The organism is Pseudomonas putida, assembly GCA_029953615.1.
GTDB lineage: Bacteria > Pseudomonadota > Gammaproteobacteria > Pseudomonadales > Pseudomonadaceae > Aquipseudomonas.
Genome location: CP124529.1, coordinates 2,785,912 through 2,801,628 on the forward strand (window position 1 = coordinate 2,785,912; position 15,717 = coordinate 2,801,628).

Consider the following 15,717-nt stretch of genomic DNA (forward strand, 5'->3'; position numbering starts at 1 on the left):
ACCAGTTAGCTTTATGACGAGCAGGGGGCTGCTAATCAAGCCCAGCATCGGACCCTGTGGGAGCGGGCGAGCCCGCGAAGCGCCGCGCGGGCGGCGCTCGATCTCACTGGCAACAAAGATGTCATGACAAGGGTCGGGAAGCCTGCCCGCCAGCCAGGTTCAGAGCGGCTGCCCGCGGTCCACCTTGCTGCTGAGAATGATCGACGTGGTGGTCTTTTCCACCCCGTCGACACTGCCGATCTGATCGAGCAACTGGTCCAGTTGCTCGGGCGAATCCGTACGCAGCCAGGCCACATAGTCGAACTCGCCGCTCACCGCGCACAGCTGCTGCACCTGGCCCATGGCACTCAGGCGCCGCACCACTTCCTTGCCCGAGCGCGGCTGCACCTTGATCCCCACATACGCCTGCAGCCCACCCCCCATCACCCGCTGGCCCAGGCGCACGCCATAGCCGGAGATGACCTTGTTCTTCTCCAGCCGCTCCAGGCGCGAGTTGACGGTGGTGCGGGCGATACCCAACTGGCGGGCGAGGGTGGCGACGCTTTCGCGGGCGTTGATCTGCAGCAGGGCGATCAGCTGGCGATCGATTTCATCCAGCGTGATGGAGCGGGAGTCCGACATGGCGAGTCTCTACGGTTGGCCCGCTAGCCTAGCCAGCCTGCGGTAAGCAGGGCAAGGGTAGACAGTTGGCCATGCTGAGATATTGAATTCCGTTAGTGGCATTCCCCAGCGCGCCAACTCCTCTGGCGATAAGACCGCCGGTGGGAACTCCGGCAAACAGGGCAGCTCCCTCTGCTTCAAATATTTTGCATCATTCTGCACTTAGGAAATGCTGAACATCCCCAAAACTGCTGGCCCGCTTTCGTCCCTGATTTCACGGTACGAATCAGCAGCGCACTACCGCATTTCGGGCATTGCCGCTCGGCTGTCGGATCACTACGGCGCTTAAGGTTTTGCACATGCTCGCGGTGGGTGGCGAGGGTCGGTGCGCGGCGGCCGGTTTGCAGGGCGTGCAGCATGGCGTCGACTTCAGCCTCGCTGAATACTGGTTGCTGGAATGACTGGATATAGCGGATAAAGCCGATGCCCTGGGTCACATTGGCCGGTGCTTCGGTTTTGAAGGTGCTGCCGCCGACGAAGGTGATGACCGAGTGCAGGTGCTCGGGATTGACGCCAAGAGTGGCTTCCAGCGCTTTGAGGTGTTTGTAGTTCTGCCGCAGCGGGTTCTGGAATTTGAAGGTGCGCTTGTAGAGCTTCTGCGTCCACTGCGCCTGCTTTTCACTGCCGAAGATCCAGCCGCTCATGTTCTTCGTTTCCAGTACGAAGATGCCGTAGGTCGAGAGGAATACGTGGTCGATCTGCGTGGTGCCGTCCGGCGTGTTCAGAGTGACGTTGTGCAGACGGCGATAGATCTGTTTGTCCAGTTGCCAATGGGCGAACAGGCGTACCAGCAGTTCACCGATCTGCCCCTTGGCCCAGGGCGATTTGAGTAGGCCGATCAGCAGAGCTGCTGGGATGAACCAGGTCAGCATGCCCCAGACCTGAGAGACTATTGGGGTGTAATCCATTTTCTTCCTTGAGTAGAGCTGCTTGATGGCTGGGTGCACAGGTGTGCCGAAATCCAGTTGCCTGGCACTGCTTCGGATAATGGCTAATTGATTTCAATGGCTCAAGGGGGGCGTGACCATAGTCCTAGGGCGCGATGAGGCACTAGGGGCCTGACTTGGTCGACTTAGGTGCTCAGCGTGCTATCTGGTAACGGGTGCTGCGCCCACCACCGGGCAGCCGCTCGATGCAGCCCTTCTCCATCAGGTCGCTCAGGTGACGGGTCGCGGTGGCCTTGGAGACCTTGGCCACGGCTTGGTATTGCGCCGCGCTGATTCCGTCCTCGAAACCCTTTTCGCCGCCATCGAGCAGGCGGTTCAGCACTTTGATCTGTTCCGCCGATAGGGTTTGGCTGCGGTGTGCCTGCCAGAAGCGCGCCTTGACCAGTACGCGGTCGATACGAGCGAGGGCCTGCTCCAGGCTGTTGAGCAATGTCTTGAGAAACCACTGCAGCCAGGCGGTGATGTCCAAGTTGCCTTTCTGACTGGCTTCGAGGATGCGGTAGTAACCAGCGCGGTCGTCGAGGATGCTCGCTGACATCGCGTAAAAGCGAATGGCATGCTTTTCGCCCTGAGCCAATGCCTGGTCGGTGATAGCGCGCGTGAGGCGACCGTTGCCGTCATCGAAGGGGTGCAGTGTTACGAACCAGAAATGTGCAATACCGGCGCGCAGAAAGGGGTCAAGGCTGGCATCGTTGCGGCTGCTCTCGAACCAGGCGAGAAAGTCCGTCAGTTGCGCTTCCAATCCTGCGCGAGGAGGGGCTTCGAAATGTACGGTGGGGCGGTCGACCCGACCTGAAACGACCTGCATGGGCTCTTCGCCACGCAGTGCACCGATGTGTAGCGGTCGAGTCAGCAATTGCTCATCAGTGGGGAATAGCCAACGGTGCCAGGTGAACAGTCGCTGTTTGTCTAGTGGTTGTTGATGCAGGCGGGTGGCATCGAGCAGCAGTTCCGCCAGGCCTTCGGAGCGCGAGGTGGTGCGACCTTCTTCGCTCAGCCCCAAGCGCCGCGCCAGTGATGAGCGCACCGAACCGACATTCAGTTGCTCGCCCTCGATGGCTGAAGAGGTGACGATGTTCTGTAGCATGGCATCCAGGCTGCTCTGCACTTCGGTGTCACTGCCCACCGCACTGAGCATTCCCAACAAACGACCCTGAGCCTCGCTGCAGGCTCGCAACAGCGGGGCGAGCGCTTCGGCTTGCCAACTGAAGTGCGGCCAGTCGGGCTGCAGCCAGATCCAGAGCGGGTCATTCATAAGGGTTGTTCATCTGTGAGCCGATTAACGAGCCTATTCGGCTCATGCAGTGAGCCGATAATGCCGCCTATTCGGCTCACTGTCTAATTCTCAAGCCTGGCTTGCTAGGTTGATGAGCACGTAACTCAAGGGCTACAAGCTTCCAGGCATGGCTGCGTCTGCATCGGTTTCCGGTTGTAGGTTCGGTTACCGATGCCTGTGCCAAGCTGATCGCAATGTAGAGTAAACCTGAATGATAGCGAGCCAAGGCCGCGGCTGACCCAGATGCACAACCCTGAAAAGCTTAAAGCCGCGCAGTGCGCGGCTTGTAAGTTGGTGGGCCCACACGGACTCGAACCGTGGACCAAAGGATTATGAGCCCGAAAAAATCACCCATAGCCATTGGGAAAACCCTTGATCTACCTGATTTTATTGAATATCCGATTTTATTGGGGAAGGGTTTTAGATTTCGGTGTGGACACATTGTGGACACATCCGACTGTACCGGGCTGCATAGGGCTTCAGTTCTTTGCACAGTGTGCAATGCCCTGGTGCTCTACGCGGCCCGCGCTGGGCCTGCCCCGGGGCTAGCTTGCACCTGGGCTGGCCTTTGCACTATTTCGCGACGCAGACCGCGTCGGCGGGAGGGGGATAAGTGATTTTCAAGGCGAATTTTTTCGACGATAGGATTTTTCTCTATAGCAGATAGGAGCGCCGCCCGTACTATCATAGGGCCAGCCTGTAAGTATCAGGCATCTAGGAATTCACGCCAGGAGCTTGATCTGTGCTTAACGTCTTCGCCATCGTCGGCCTTGTGCTTTTGCCCATTTCTTTGGCAGTTCTGATAATTAGCATTGCCTTGCATAAAAGTGTTTCGTTTTTGGCAATTAGTCGAACGGTCTCATTGCATTCAAGTGAAGGGCTTGCGAAGCAGGGGTTGTTTTGGCTATCTATTTTGGTCCCAATAATTCTTTTTTTTGAATTTGGATATTTTGTTTGGTCTGGATCTTCGTTAGAGCTTAGTCAGGAAGGATTTAAGAATTTTATAACCTTGAGTGCACTTCCAATTGGATTGCTGTCATTGTCGATACCAGCAGCCGCACTTGTTACAAAGCTTCACTCTACAGCACAGACCGCCAAGCAAATAATAATTGCAGAGAAGAAAAATAATTATGACTTGTTTTATATGCATAGAAGGGAGTTCTCTGCATACTACGCGCAAATTGGGCCATTAGAATTCTTGGGAGAATTCACTGCTTCCTATAAAGTCAATCCGCGCTTGCATGCTGTTCTGTTCAGTGGAGAGGCTGCTGATGGTATCCCAATGTTAAGAGCTAAGTTCATCAGTCAACGTATAGCAGATTTAAAGCGGGCCCGGGAATTGTTGATAGGGGTCTTGACAAGCACTGATCTTATTGAGGCGCTTCCGAAGTATCTTCAGTTCTCAAAGATAGTAGATGATATTTTTACGCATTTTGGTGTCTTTGATGTACAAAAGCAGTTAGCAAAAAAAAGCATTAAGGTTACATATATGTTGAATGGCGAGAAATTGGCCCAGCGTACGGCAGGGTCAACTACTCGCCAGGCAATCTCTGCATTTCGTTGTGCAAAGAGCTATATGCTCTTAGCAATGGAGTTTGCTGGTTATGAGGAGGGTGTTCGGCTTGTACGCGACGAGGAGGTAGATTTTATCGATGCGACGACAGGCTATCAAACTATTCATTACCAACAGGTTAGGGTTATTGAAGCGATTATTAACACCTGTAATATGCAGCGCATGAAAGACGAAGTGCCAGAGCTGGCGGCTTCTTTGTCGAAGGGGTGCGAGAATAAGGATGGCCAGTCTTAGGGTTCTCAAATGCATGATTTTCAGTATTTCTTGATCTGTGTCTTAGATTGGCTCGCCTCGTTTTTCCCAAGAGTGCTCTCAAAGGAAGCGATATCGGCTTTGGTAGGGGGAGGTATAGCCGGATGGTTCGGTTTTAAAGCTACCAAGAAAGCCCATGAATATGCGTTGCAAAAAGCTGAATCGGAGGAGGTTAAGGTTACAACGCAGACTTTACGTCTTATGCTTGTGGAAATTCAGACGGCGTGGAAAATTTATAAAGAAGAGTACGCCCCCGATCTTGAGGCTCTACCCGACGACGCCCCGCACCTTTTGGTTTTTCCGTTAGGCGAAAATATTTTTGTTGTTTATGATTCTGCGCCAAGTTGCATGGCTAACTTGCCGTCTGAAGTTTCAGAGACTCTAGTGCGTATATATATGCGCATGAAGGGTATGGTGGCTATGATTAAACTAAATAACGAAGAGACCTTAGAGGCCATTAGGTTAGGCCAGGAGCAGGTTTTAAAGCTAACGGTCTCTGGGAAGGACCCAAAGGATCTTGAGGATACTTTTATTATGCACCAGGCACGAAAGATGAAAATGGAAACGAACGCAAGAAGTATGCGTGGTTTGGCTGCGGAGATTGATTCGCTGTATAAGCGGCTTCTCGCACTGTCGCGCGCAATGGGCGTAGACGTTGAAAAAAGCGCATTTTGACATAGGCCTAATGGCAGAAGATGACGACCTTGTCAGGTTGCTGCGGCGAAGATGAACTATAAATAAGCCCGCATGAAGCGGGCTTTGAGTTACGCAGACTCCAGCGCGTTGACGATGTTCCTAGCCATCAGGGAGTACCCGAGGCTGTTAGGATGCAGACCATCGTTCGCCAGGACGTTGATATCTACAGCTGACAGAGCCGTGTAGTTGTCGACCATGTCCAGCTTGCGGGACTGAGCAGCCCGGTAAATAGTCCCCCGGACATCCTGCATCGTGAAGGAAAACGTCTCGGGGTTCTCATCGGCAGCTGGGTTGGCACACATCAGGATCACATCAGCCATCGGCTGCAGTACATCCAGGAGCAGTCCGAGGTTGTAGGCGTACTCGTTCACGCCGCTTGCAAACTGCACAGATCGGATCCGGTCGTTGGTACCGATCTGGCAAAACACGTAGTTGTCCTGGGTGCCTACCGCGACGCCGTCCCCAAAGCCTGCGCCAGTGGGTGGCAGGTTGTTGACGCGGTAGGTCCTGGAGCTGGCGCCGTTGATGCCCTGGTTGGTAATCCGGATCTTCTTGTTGATGATGATGGCTTCCGGCCGGAACACCTTGCTGCCAGTGGTTTGCGAGGCCCTGCGCTTGGTGCGCAGCTCCACCACTTTGTCCCGAACGTAGCCAAAGGTATGCGCCCGTCGACGGTCGTTACCGTAGGTCAATCCATCTTCGCCCTCGGTGGTGGTGAACACGCCTTGGCTGGCCCCGTCCACAATCAGCTCATAGTCCAGCGCATCCCCCACCACCCCGAACGACAGAGTGAAGCCGGTACCCGTGAAGCGGAAGCTGATCGTGTGGGAGCTGGTCCCGGCGCTGTTGCCATCTGCCAACTGGTACTGGGCTCCTGTGAGTGCGCCTCCGGCGGTCAGGGCCACCGTGTTGGACATCGATGGCCCAACGGTGGTGAGGGTGAAGGCGCCACCGCGTGGGAACAGCGTGACCGGCACGGTGTATTCAACCGTGGATTCGCCGCTTGGGCTGGCGGGCCAGTTCGACAGGACCGGTTCTGCCCCGAAGGCGTACCGCTCGCCGATATAGCGCTTGAACACGTTGACGTACGATCCGGTGCCAAACCAGTCCCGGGGATCGGACAGTGTTCTGTCGCGGGGTTCGGTGACACCTTGCTCGGTGCCGTTACCGCTGCCCAGGTGATCGAATCCCCGATGAAGACGATGCTGGTGATCTGCTCAAGCGGGTTGCCCAGGGATGCCTTGAGCTTGGACAGCTGGCGACCGAAGCGATGTTCCTATCACCGCTGACTTCGAGAAACGCCTGCACGCTGCGCTGCCGTTCCGACCTGGTTACAACATCTTTCGGAAAGTGGTCGAACAGCTCCAGCTCGATCTACCCGATGGCCAGCTGACGCATGTACTCCGGCACACCTTCGCCAGCCACTACATGCGAAATGGCGGGAACATCCTGACTCTGCAGCGGGTGATTTGCCATGCCACGTTAGCCATGACTCAGAAGTTCAGCCCTGGGCATCTGGCCGATGTGGTCAATCTCAACCCTCTGGCAGGCATGCGTGGACACATTGTGGACACATCCAGGGATTGTGAAAGTAAGTAAGGTGGGAAATGGCAGGGGCGGCCAGAAACGACAAAGCCGCGCAGTGCGCGGCTTGTAAGTTGGTGGGCCCACACGGACTCGAACCGTGGACCAAAGGATTATGAGTCCTCTGCTCTAACCGACTGAGCTATAGGCCCTCAGTAAGTGGCCGGATTATAACGAGGGTTTCGCACCGGTGCCATCCGAAAGATCGGATAGTGCTATACGAAGAAACGTCGCCGCGAACTCCTCCGGGGGCAGGGGCAGGCTGACGATGTAACCCTGGATCTGCTCGCAGCCTTCAGCCGCGAGGAAGCGTTGCTGGGCCTGGTTTTCCACACCCTCGGCAATGATGGTCAGCTGCATGCTGCGGCCCAGGGCGATGATCGCCCTGGCGATGGCGGCGTCGTGGGGATCGTCGGGCAGGCCGCGGATGAATGACTTGTCGATCTTGAGGATGTCCAGCGGCAGGCGCTTGAGGTAACTCAGCGAGGAGTAACCAGTGCCAAAGTCATCGATGGCCAGCTGCACGCCGAGTTTCTTCAGCTGGTAGAGCACGGCCAGGGCTTCCTCTGCCTGGCTCATGATGAAGTTTTCGGTGATTTCCAACTGCAGGTCGCCAGCCTTTAGCTGGTAGTGCTTCAGCAACTGTTCGATGCGCCGGGCAAGGTGGGGGTGGCGCAGCTGGGCGCCGGCGAGGTTGATCGACAGCGGGCCGAAGGGGTCGTAGTGCATCTTCCAGGCCTGCATCTGTCGGCAGGCCTGTTCCAGCACCCAGTCGCCGATCTGGAGGATGGTGCCGTTCTCTTCCGCCAGGTGGATGAAGTGCTCTGGCGGCACTTCACCAAAGGTCGGGTGGCTCCAGCGGATCAGCGCTTCGGCGCCGACCAGGCTCTGGGTCTTGAGGCTGAGTTTGGGCTGGAAGCACAGGCTCAGTTCATTGCGTTCGATGGCGCGACGCAGCTCATGCTCCAGGGCGATGCGTTCGCTGGCCTGGGCGGTGAGGTCGAGGGTGTAGGCTTCGACGCGGTTACGACCCTTGGCCTTGGAGCGGTACATGGCGGCGTCGGCGTTGCGAATCAGTGTGGCAACGTCAGTGCCGTCCTGTGGATAAAGGCTGATGCCGATGCTGGCGCTGGTGAAGAACTCGTGCTCGCCAGCCTGGAACGGCGCGTTGAAGCAGGTCAGCAGCTTGTTGGCGATGGCGCTGGCGTCACTGGGTTTGTGCAGGCCGGGCAGCAGGATGATGAATTCGTCGCCGCCCAGGCGGGCCACGGTGTCGACATCACGCACCTGCTCCTTCAGGCGTTGGGCAATGCCCTTGAGCAGCAGGTCGCCGACCGGGTGGCCGAGGCTGTCATTGATGTGCTTGAAACGGTCAAGGTCAAGGAACAGCACCGCGCCCTTGCGGTTGGACACCTGCGAGCAGGTCAGGGCAGCCTGCAGACGGTTCTCGAACAGGGCGCGGTTGGGCAGGCCGGTCAGCGGGTCGTGGTGGGCCTGGTAGTCAAGCTTGGCCTGGGCATGCTTGAGGCTGGAGATGTCGGCGAACACGGCGACGAAGTGGGTGATCTCGCGTTCGTTGTTACGCACGGCGCTGATGGTCAGCCAGCCGGGGTACAGTTCGCCGTTCTTGCGCTTGTTGTAGATCTCGCCTTGCCAGTGGCCTTCAGCCGTCAGTTGGTGCCACATGGCGGCATAGAACGCGCTGTCGTGCTGGCCGGAGGCGAGCAGGCGCGGGGTCTGGCCGAGGGCTTCGATCTCGCTGTAGCCGGTGATTTCGCTGAAGGCGCGGTTGACGGCACTGATGCGCTGGTCGATGTCGGTAATCAGCACGCCTTCGGCGGTGTTCTCGAACACGGTGGCGGCCAGTTGCAGCTTTTCCTGCATCAGGTGGCGCTCGGTGATGTCACGCGCGATGGTCAGCATGCAGTCGTCGCCAGCAATCGGCAGCGGCCGTGCCGAGAGCTCGCACAGGCGAATCTGACCGTCGCTGCGGCGCAGGTGGCAGGTGAAGTCGCGTACGAAGCCGTCGCGCTTGAGTTGTTCGACCAGCCGTTTGCGTTCATTGAGATCGACCCAGATGCCCAGGTCCAGCGAGGTCTGGTCAAGCGTCGGGCTGAGGTCATAGCCGGTGAGGCGGCAGAAGCCCTCGTTCACTTCGAGCAGCAAGCCGTCGCTCTGGCGCGACAGTAGCAGGCCGTCGGGCGAGGCGTGGAAGGCCTTGGCGAATTTCTCTTCCGAGGTTTGCAGCTGCTCCTGTGTTTCCTTGAGCTGGCTGATGTCTCGTACCGCCACCACCAGCGCGAGCTTGCCGTCGAGCTCGAAGGTCTCGGCCGAGGTCAGGCCGGTGAACAATTGGCCGTTGCTGCGACGGAAGCTCATTTCCATGTTGCGGATGCCACCCTGATGCAGGCGTTCGAGCAGCCGCGGGCCAGTGTCTTCGACGCCCCATAGGTTGAGATCGGTGGCAGTACGGCCGATGACCTGCCCCGGAGAGAGGCCTATCTGCTCTTCGAAGGCTTCGTTCACTTCCAGCAGGCAGCCGTCGCTATGGCGGGCGATCAGCAGGATGTCCGGGCACTGCTGGAACACCGAGGCGAACTTCTGCTCGGACAGGCGCAGGGCGTCTTCGGTGCGCTTGGTCTCGCTGATATCGATCATCAGCCCACGCATCACCGGCTGGTGGCCATGCTCGATCATGCTGACGATGTTACGTACCCACAATGGCTGGCCATCGGCGCGGATCACGCGGTAGTCGAGGCTGTGGTCGCGCCCGGCGGCGGTTTCGCTGTCGCAGTAGGCCTGGGCCCAGAGGGCATCCTCCGGGTGCAGGATACTGCGCCAGAAGCCGGGTTTGAGCCAGTCGCCCAGTGGATAGCCAAGCAAGCCTTCGGCGTGGGGCGAGACGTAGCTGTAGGTGAAATCGTTCGCGTCGGCCTCCCAGGCAATGGCAGACAGGCTCTCGATCAGGCTGCGGTAGTGGTATTCGCTGCTGCGCAGTTCCTGTTCGAGAGCGATGCGCCGGGAAATTTCCGAACTGAGCCGGCGATTGATGCGGATGACCACCGCCAGCACGGCTATCAAAGCCAGTACCGCGGGCAGGCCATAAACCAGCAGGTCGGACCAGAACAGCCGTTGGTCGACCACATTGCCCACCCAGCGTTGCTGGATCTGGCTGACTTCGGCGCTGCTCATGTCCGCCATCACTTTGTCGAGAATGCCGACCAGCACCTTCTTGTCGCGTGGGGCGGCCATGGCCAGCTGGTAGCGATAGGGCGTTTCGCCGCTGACGTAAAGGCCATCGAGCTTGAGCTGACGCAGGCTCCAGATGCTTGAAGCAAGATCACCGACCACCGCGTCCACTTCGTCGGTGGCCAAGGCTTGCAGGGTGGAGCTTACGTTGGGCAGGGCAACCAGGTTGAGGTCCGGGTGGTGGGTGCGAAGCAGTTCGTGCGGAGCGTAGTTTTCGACTACAGCGATCTTCAGGCCGTACAGGTCCTTCAGGTTGCGCGGTTGTGCGCCGCCTTTGTGGGCGAGGATGACGATGGGGAAGTCGAGGTACGGCCGGGTGAAGGCCAGATAGCCTTGGCGTTCGGGGGTGGACATGATGCCGGGCAGTAGGTCGATACGGCTTTCGCGAGCCTGCGCCAGTACCTCGGTCCAACTGCTGGGTTCGACCGGTTTGAGCGTCACACCCAGGCGTTGCTGGATCGTGGCGATGTAATCGGCGGCCAATCCCTGGTACCGGCCCTCCTGGTCGCGAAACTCGAACGGTGGCCAAGAGGCGTCTACACCCAGGCTCAGCTGCGGATGGGCAGCCAGCCAGGCTTTCTCCTCGTCTGTCAGGGTCAGGGCGCCGGCCGTTGTGTTCCACAAAAACAGGAGCAGCAACAGGATGGCCGGCATCGGATGCATAGCGGCCTCGCATTCAGGGGGTCTGAATCGAGTGTAGACGGGCATTGCTGCAGCTGTGCAGTGGAAGGGCGGCTTTGTGTTCTGGCTGTCGGAAGGGGTAGGTCGCGAGGAAATGGGGCTGCTGCACAGCCCATCGCCGGCCAAGCCAGCTCCCACCTCGACCGCATTGACCTCTAGCCATGTGCAGTACCTGTGGGAGCTGGCTTGCCGGCGATGAGGCCAGAACAGGCAGTGCAAGCGGAAAAGAAAAACCCCGGCCTGGGCCGGGGTTTTGTCATCACTCGTCGAGGAAGGAGCGCAGATGCTCGCTGCGAGTCGGGTGGCGCAGTTTGCGCAACGCCTTCGCTTCGATCTGACGGATCCGCTCGCGGGTCACGTCGAACTGCTTGCCCACCTCTTCAAGGGTGTGGTCGGTGTTCATGTCGATACCGAAACGCATGCGCAGCACCTTGGCTTCGCGTGCGGTCAGGCCCGAGAGCACGTCACGGGTGGCTTCCTTGAGGCTTTCGACCGTAGCCACGTCGATCGGGGACTGCATGGTCGAGTCCTCGATGAAGTCGCCCAGGTGCGAATCTTCGTCGTCACCGATCGGGGTTTCCATGGAGATCGGCTCTTTGGCGATCTTCAGCACCTTGCGGATCTTGTCCTCAGGCATTTCCATGCGCTCGCCCAGCTCTTCCGGGGTCGGTTCGCGACCCATTTCCTGCAGCATCTGGCGGGAAATGCGGTTGAGCTTGTTGATCGTCTCGATCATGTGCACCGGAATACGGATGGTGCGCGCCTGGTCGGCGATCGAGCGAGTGATCGCCTGGCGAATCCACCAGGTGGCGTAGGTCGAGAACTTGTAGCCGCGACGGTATTCGAACTTGTCCACCGCTTTCATCAAACCGATGTTGCCTTCCTGGATCAGGTCGAGGAACTGCAGGCCACGGTTGGTGTACTTCTTGGCGATGGAGATCACCAGACGCAGGTTCGCCTCGACCATTTCTTTCTTGGCGCGGCGGGCCTTGGCTTCACCGATCGACATGCGACGGTTGATTTCCTTGATCTCGGCAACGGTCAGGCCGGTTTCGGTCTCAAGGTCGATCAGCTTCTGCTGGCAAGCGACAATGGCAGCGTCCTTTTCACCCAGGGCGGCAGCCCACTTGGTGTTGCGCTTGGCCAGGTCACCGCTCCAGGTCTGGTCGGTTTCGTTGCTCGGGAACATGCGCAGGAAGTCGGCACGCGGCATGCGGGCGTCACGCACGCACAGCTGCATGATGGCGCGTTCCTGCTGGCGCAGGCGGTTCAAGGCGTCACGAACACGCTCTACCAGTACTTCGAACTGCTTGGGTACCAGCTTGATCGGCATGAACAGGTCGGCCAAGGCCTGCAGGGCCTCGACGCTTTCCTTGTGGGCACGACCGTTTTTCTTCAGGACCTTGTTGGTGGCCTGAAGCTGGTCGTTGACCGCACCGAAGCGCTGACGGGCGACTTCCGGGTCCGGGCCGCTTTCGGCCTCTTCCTCGTCGTCACCGCTTTCGGACTCTTCCTCGTCGTCGTCGGTCTCTTCCTTCGCGGCAGCGGCCTTGGCGCCCGGGATCGGCACTTCTTCGGTCGGCGCGGCGATATTGTCGTCAGGGTCGATGTAACCGCTGAGAAACGTCGGACAGACGGCCACCTTCGGTGGTGACACGGTCGTACTCGCCGAGAATGTAGTCGACAGTGCCCGGGAAGTGGGCGATGGCGCCCATGACTTCACGGATGCCTTCCTCGATACGCTTGGCGATTTCGATTTCGCCTTCGCGGGTCAGCAGCTCGACGGTACCCATTTCGCGCATGTACATGCGCACCGGGTCGGTCGTGCGGCCGATATCGGTTTCAACTGCCGCCAACGCAGCAGCGGCTTCTTCGGCCGCGGCTTCGTCGGTGTCGGCTTCCGCCAACAGAAGGGCATCCGCATCCGGAGCACTCTCGAATACGTTGATCCCCATGTCGTTGATCATGCGGATGATGTCTTCCACCTGTTCCGGATCTGAAATATCCTCAGGCAGGTGGTCGTTGACCTCCGCGTAAGTCAGGTAGCCCTGCTCACGACCGCGGGTGATCAACTCTTTGATACGAGACTGCTGTTGCGCTTTTCCGGACATAACACCCTATCCACTGAAGGTCTTGGCGGGCAAAAAACAAGCCGAGGATTATACCCGAGCATGGGCCTCACGCGCCAGATGAGGTCGGCGTTTGTGCGGGAACATTCCGGCTCAGCAGGGCGAGGAGCTGGGTTTTTTCCTCGCTGGTCAATTCGCTTTGACGTGATTTCCTGAGCAGTTGTTCCAGGCTGCGCTCGCGTTGGCGGGCGGACAAGCTAGTTATAGTGTCGAAAAACTGTTGTTCAAGGTTGTCGGCGACGATCAGCCATTCCTTTTCCGCCAGGGCCCGCAGCAGGCGCCCCTGTTCGGTGCCGTGCCAACGTGCGATCAACTGCATTGAGCTTAGCCCAGGATTTTTCTGAGCGGCTTCGATCAGTGCCACCAGCAGCTGGCTGTACAGATGCTCTTCGTCGGCGAAGTGGCTGGCATCCTCCACCTTGCTGGCCAGCAGCGGGTGGTGCAGCAGGGTGCGCAGAGCGGCCAGGGTAGGCGGCTCGACCGGGGCCGGTACGCGCGGCGGCGCTTCGTCACGTTGCTGCCATGGCTTGCCGCCCTTGCGGTTCTTGTCCCAGGGTTTGTCGCTCCACTGCTTCTTGCCAGCGCCCTTGTTCGGCTTCCACTCCTGCTCCTGATGAACGGGGGCGAAGTCGTGCTGCGGCATGTCGCCGTAATCGGGGGTGAAACTGGCCATGGCGTCGTAGTCGTAGCCAGGGTCGTAGTCCGGCACGCTGCTGGTGGCCGGGGCGTGTTGCGCCAGCTGCTCGACCTGCTGCGGGTCGAGGCCGGTAATTTCCTTCAGGCGGTTGCGCATCAGCTGGCGCAGGTTGGCACCGGGTATCTTTTCGATCAACGGTGCGGCCAGGGTCGCCATGTGCGCCTTGCCTTCCAGCGAACGCGGGTCGGCTTCGACGCTCAGTTGCTCGAAGAAGTAGTCGGCCAGCGGCTGGGCGTGCTGGTTGATGCGGGCCATGAAGGCGTCGGTGCCTTCGGCGCGCACCAGGCTGTCCGGGTCTTCGCCTTCGGGCAGGAACAGGAAGCGTGCGCGGCGCCCGTCCTGCAGGTTCGACAGGGTCGATTCCAGGGCGCGCCAGGCGGCCTTGCGCCCGGCCTGGTCGCCGTCGAAGCAGAACAGCACGCTGGGTACCACGCGGAACAGGCGCTTGAGGTGCTCTTCGCTGGTGGCGGTGCCGAGCGTGGCCACGGCGTTGCGCAGGCCCTGCTGGGCCAGGGCAATGACGTCCATGTAGCCTTCGACGACGATGATTTCGTCGAGGTTGCGGTTGTGCTTGCGGGCCTCGTACAGGCCGTACAGTTCCTGGCCCTTGTGGAACACCGGGGTTTCCGGGGAGTTCAGGTACTTGGGCTTGTCGTCGCCGAGCACCCGGCCACCGAAGGCGATGATGCGCCCGCGGCTGTCGCGGATCGGGAACATCACCCGGTCGCGGAAGCGGTCGTAGCGCTTGCCGCTTTCGGCGTTCTCGATCAGCAGGCCGGCATCGATCATCACCTTCTGCTGCAGGGTGTCGGCGCCCAGGTGCTTGAGCAGGTTGTCCCAGCCTGGCGGGGCGAAGCCCAGGCCAAAGTCACGGGCGATTTCCCCGGACAGGCCGCGGCCCTTGAGGTAGTCCACTGCCGCCTTGCGGGTCGGGTGGCTGCGCAAGGCCTGGCGGTAGAACTCCGAGGCGGCGTCCAGTAGCGGGTACAGCGGCGAATCGGTTGGCTGGCGCGGCTTGTGGTCGCGGCGGCCTTGCTCGCGGGGCACTTCCATGCCGGCGGCGCGGGCCAGTTCCTCGACGGCCTGGGGGAAGTCCAGGTTGTCGTGGTCCATGACGAAGCCCAGGGCGTTACCGCCGGCGCCGCAGCCGAAGCAGTAGTAGAACTGCTTGTCGGGGCTGACCGTGAAGGAAGGGGTCTTTTCCTTGTGGAACGGGCAGCAGGCGGAGTAGTTCTTGCCGGTTTTTTTCAGCTGGACGCGCGAACTCACCACATCGACGATGTCGAGGCGGTTGATAAGGTCGTCAATGAAACTCTGGGGAATCAGCCCGGCCATGGCAGTCTCGTCATCTGGCAACTGGCAAGTCTAATCGCTCACGCGCCGAATGGGGCGAGTGCCGCTTGGGGAAGTGCGAGGGAATGTGTGCTCGTCGCCAGCCCCTGAGGGCTCGTCAGTCGGACGTGCACGTCTGGTCATACAGCAAGAAGGACCAGCTCTGACGTTTCAGGCAGGTTGCCCATGTGCAGTTCGCGCGAGGCTTGTGCAGGGCCTTGAGCTAGCTGCTCAAGTTTGAATCGACCACTGCCATCGCCCGGCGGTTAACCGGGCAGGGCAGAAGCTTTGCGAAGAACGCCTGTATTAGTACAGACGAACGGCGCGGCGCTGTTCGCGCTGAACTTTCTTGGCGTGACGCTTAACAGCAGCAGCTGCTTTGCGCTTACGCTCGGCGGTCGGCTTCTCGTAAAACTCGCGGCTACGAACTTCAGCCAGTACACCGGCTTTTTCGCAGGAGCGCTTGAAACGACGCAGAGCTACGTCGAAGGGTTCGTTCTCTTTAACTTTGACGGCTGGCATCCAGGGCTACCTTAATTCATTACCGGGGTAGACGTGCTCCTGGCAAAACAAAGGTGTGCTGGAGAACGTCGGTTTTCAAGGGTTGCGGATGTTAACCCTTAGCAAGCCGGAATGCAAAG

At 59.1% G+C, this 15,717-nt stretch carries 10 protein-coding genes, 1 tRNA gene and 1 pseudogene; 3 read left to right on the forward strand and 9 right to left on the reverse strand.

The window, feature by feature from the left end; all coding sequences use genetic code 11:
• Window positions 1–159 precede the first annotated feature (159 nt).
• From QIY50_12640 to QIY50_12650, 3 genes are all read right to left on the reverse strand, one after another.
• Complete coding sequence (locus QIY50_12640) at window positions 160–621, reverse strand: Lrp/AsnC family transcriptional regulator (GenBank protein WGV22917.1); 462 nt, start codon at window positions 619–621, stop codon at window positions 160–162.
• Window positions 622–797: 176 nt separating this feature from the next.
• Complete coding sequence (locus tag QIY50_12645) at window positions 798–1,568, reverse strand: NERD domain-containing protein (protein ID WGV22918.1); 771 nt, start codon at window positions 1,566–1,568, stop codon at window positions 798–800.
• Between the two features lie 172 nt (window positions 1,569–1,740).
• Window positions 1,741–2,862, reverse strand: a complete 1,122-nt coding sequence (locus QIY50_12650) for a Fic family protein (GenBank protein ID WGV22919.1) — start codon at window positions 2,860–2,862, stop codon at window positions 1,741–1,743.
• 763 nt (window positions 2,863–3,625) lie between these two features.
• Between QIY50_12650 and QIY50_12655 the strand changes: the two genes are divergently transcribed.
• A complete protein-coding gene (locus QIY50_12655; protein WGV22920.1) occupies window positions 3,626–4,690 on the forward strand; it encodes a hypothetical protein in 1,065 nt (354 codons plus the stop codon).
• Between the two features lie 9 nt (window positions 4,691–4,699).
• Window positions 4,700–5,383 carry a hypothetical protein gene (locus QIY50_12660; protein WGV22921.1) on the forward strand — a complete coding sequence of 228 codons (684 nt, stop codon included), beginning with the start codon at window positions 4,700–4,702 and terminating at the stop codon, window positions 5,381–5,383.
• An 89-nt stretch (window positions 5,384–5,472) separates the two neighbouring features.
• Here the strand turns inward: QIY50_12660 and QIY50_12665 are convergent, their stop codons facing one another.
• Window positions 5,473–6,483: an SGNH/GDSL hydrolase family protein gene (locus QIY50_12665; GenBank protein ID WGV22922.1), complete on the reverse strand. Its 1,011-nt coding sequence runs from the start codon at window positions 6,481–6,483 to the stop codon at window positions 5,473–5,475.
• A gap of 271 nt (window positions 6,484–6,754) precedes the next feature.
• On the opposite strand from QIY50_12665, the gene QIY50_12670 reads away from it, so the two are divergent.
• On the forward strand, window positions 6,755–7,003 hold the full coding sequence (locus QIY50_12670) for a tyrosine-type recombinase/integrase (protein WGV22923.1): 249 nt from the start codon (window positions 6,755–6,757) through the stop codon (window positions 7,001–7,003).
• A 60-nt stretch (window positions 7,004–7,063) separates the two neighbouring features.
• On the opposite strand, the gene QIY50_12675 is transcribed toward QIY50_12670, so the two are convergent.
• The 5 genes and pseudogenes from QIY50_12675 to rpsU all read right to left on the reverse strand — a co-directional run bounded on the left by QIY50_12675 (window position 7,064) and on the right by rpsU (window position 15,598).
• Window positions 7,064–7,140, reverse strand: a tRNA-Ile gene (locus tag QIY50_12675).
• Window positions 7,141–7,156: 16 nt separating this feature from the next.
• Window positions 7,157–10,900 (reverse strand): EAL domain-containing protein, encoded by a 3,744-nt coding sequence (locus tag QIY50_12680; protein ID WGV22924.1) that lies wholly within the window; start codon window positions 10,898–10,900, stop codon window positions 7,157–7,159.
• 277 nt (window positions 10,901–11,177) lie between these two features.
• A pseudogene (gene rpoD, locus QIY50_12685) lies at window positions 11,178–13,029 on the reverse strand (RNA polymerase sigma factor RpoD).
• A 67-nt stretch (window positions 13,030–13,096) separates the two neighbouring features.
• Window positions 13,097–15,079 carry a DNA primase gene (dnaG, locus tag QIY50_12690; protein WGV22925.1) on the reverse strand — a complete coding sequence of 661 codons (1,983 nt, stop codon included), beginning with the start codon at window positions 15,077–15,079 and terminating at the stop codon, window positions 13,097–13,099.
• Between the two features lie 303 nt (window positions 15,080–15,382).
• On the reverse strand, window positions 15,383–15,598 hold the full coding sequence (gene rpsU / locus QIY50_12695; protein WGV22926.1) for a 30S ribosomal protein S21: 216 nt from the start codon (window positions 15,596–15,598) through the stop codon (window positions 15,383–15,385).
• Between the last annotated feature and the right edge of the window lie 119 nt (window positions 15,599–15,717).

Bases quoted from the DNA above. Each gene is read 5' to 3' on its own strand.
- QIY50_12680 (WGV22924.1), bottom strand. From the start codon at position 10,900: ATGCATCCGATGCCGGCCATCCTGTTGCTGCTCCTGTTTTTGTGGAAC.
- dnaG (WGV22925.1), bottom strand. From the start codon at position 15,079: ATGGCCGGGCTGATTCCCCAGAGTTTCATTGACGACCTTATCAACCGC.
- QIY50_12650 (WGV22919.1), bottom strand. From the start codon at position 2,862: ATGAATGACCCGCTCTGGATCTGGCTGCAGCCCGACTGGCCGCACTTC.
- QIY50_12660 (WGV22921.1), top strand. From the start codon at position 4,700: ATGCATGATTTTCAGTATTTCTTGATCTGTGTCTTAGATTGGCTCGCC.
- QIY50_12640 (WGV22917.1), bottom strand. From the start codon at position 621: ATGTCGGACTCCCGCTCCATCACGCTGGATGAAATCGATCGCCAGCTG.
- QIY50_12645 (WGV22918.1), bottom strand. From the start codon at position 1,568: ATGGATTACACCCCAATAGTCTCTCAGGTCTGGGGCATGCTGACCTGG.
- rpsU (WGV22926.1), bottom strand. From the start codon at position 15,598: ATGCCAGCCGTCAAAGTTAAAGAGAACGAACCCTTCGACGTAGCTCTG.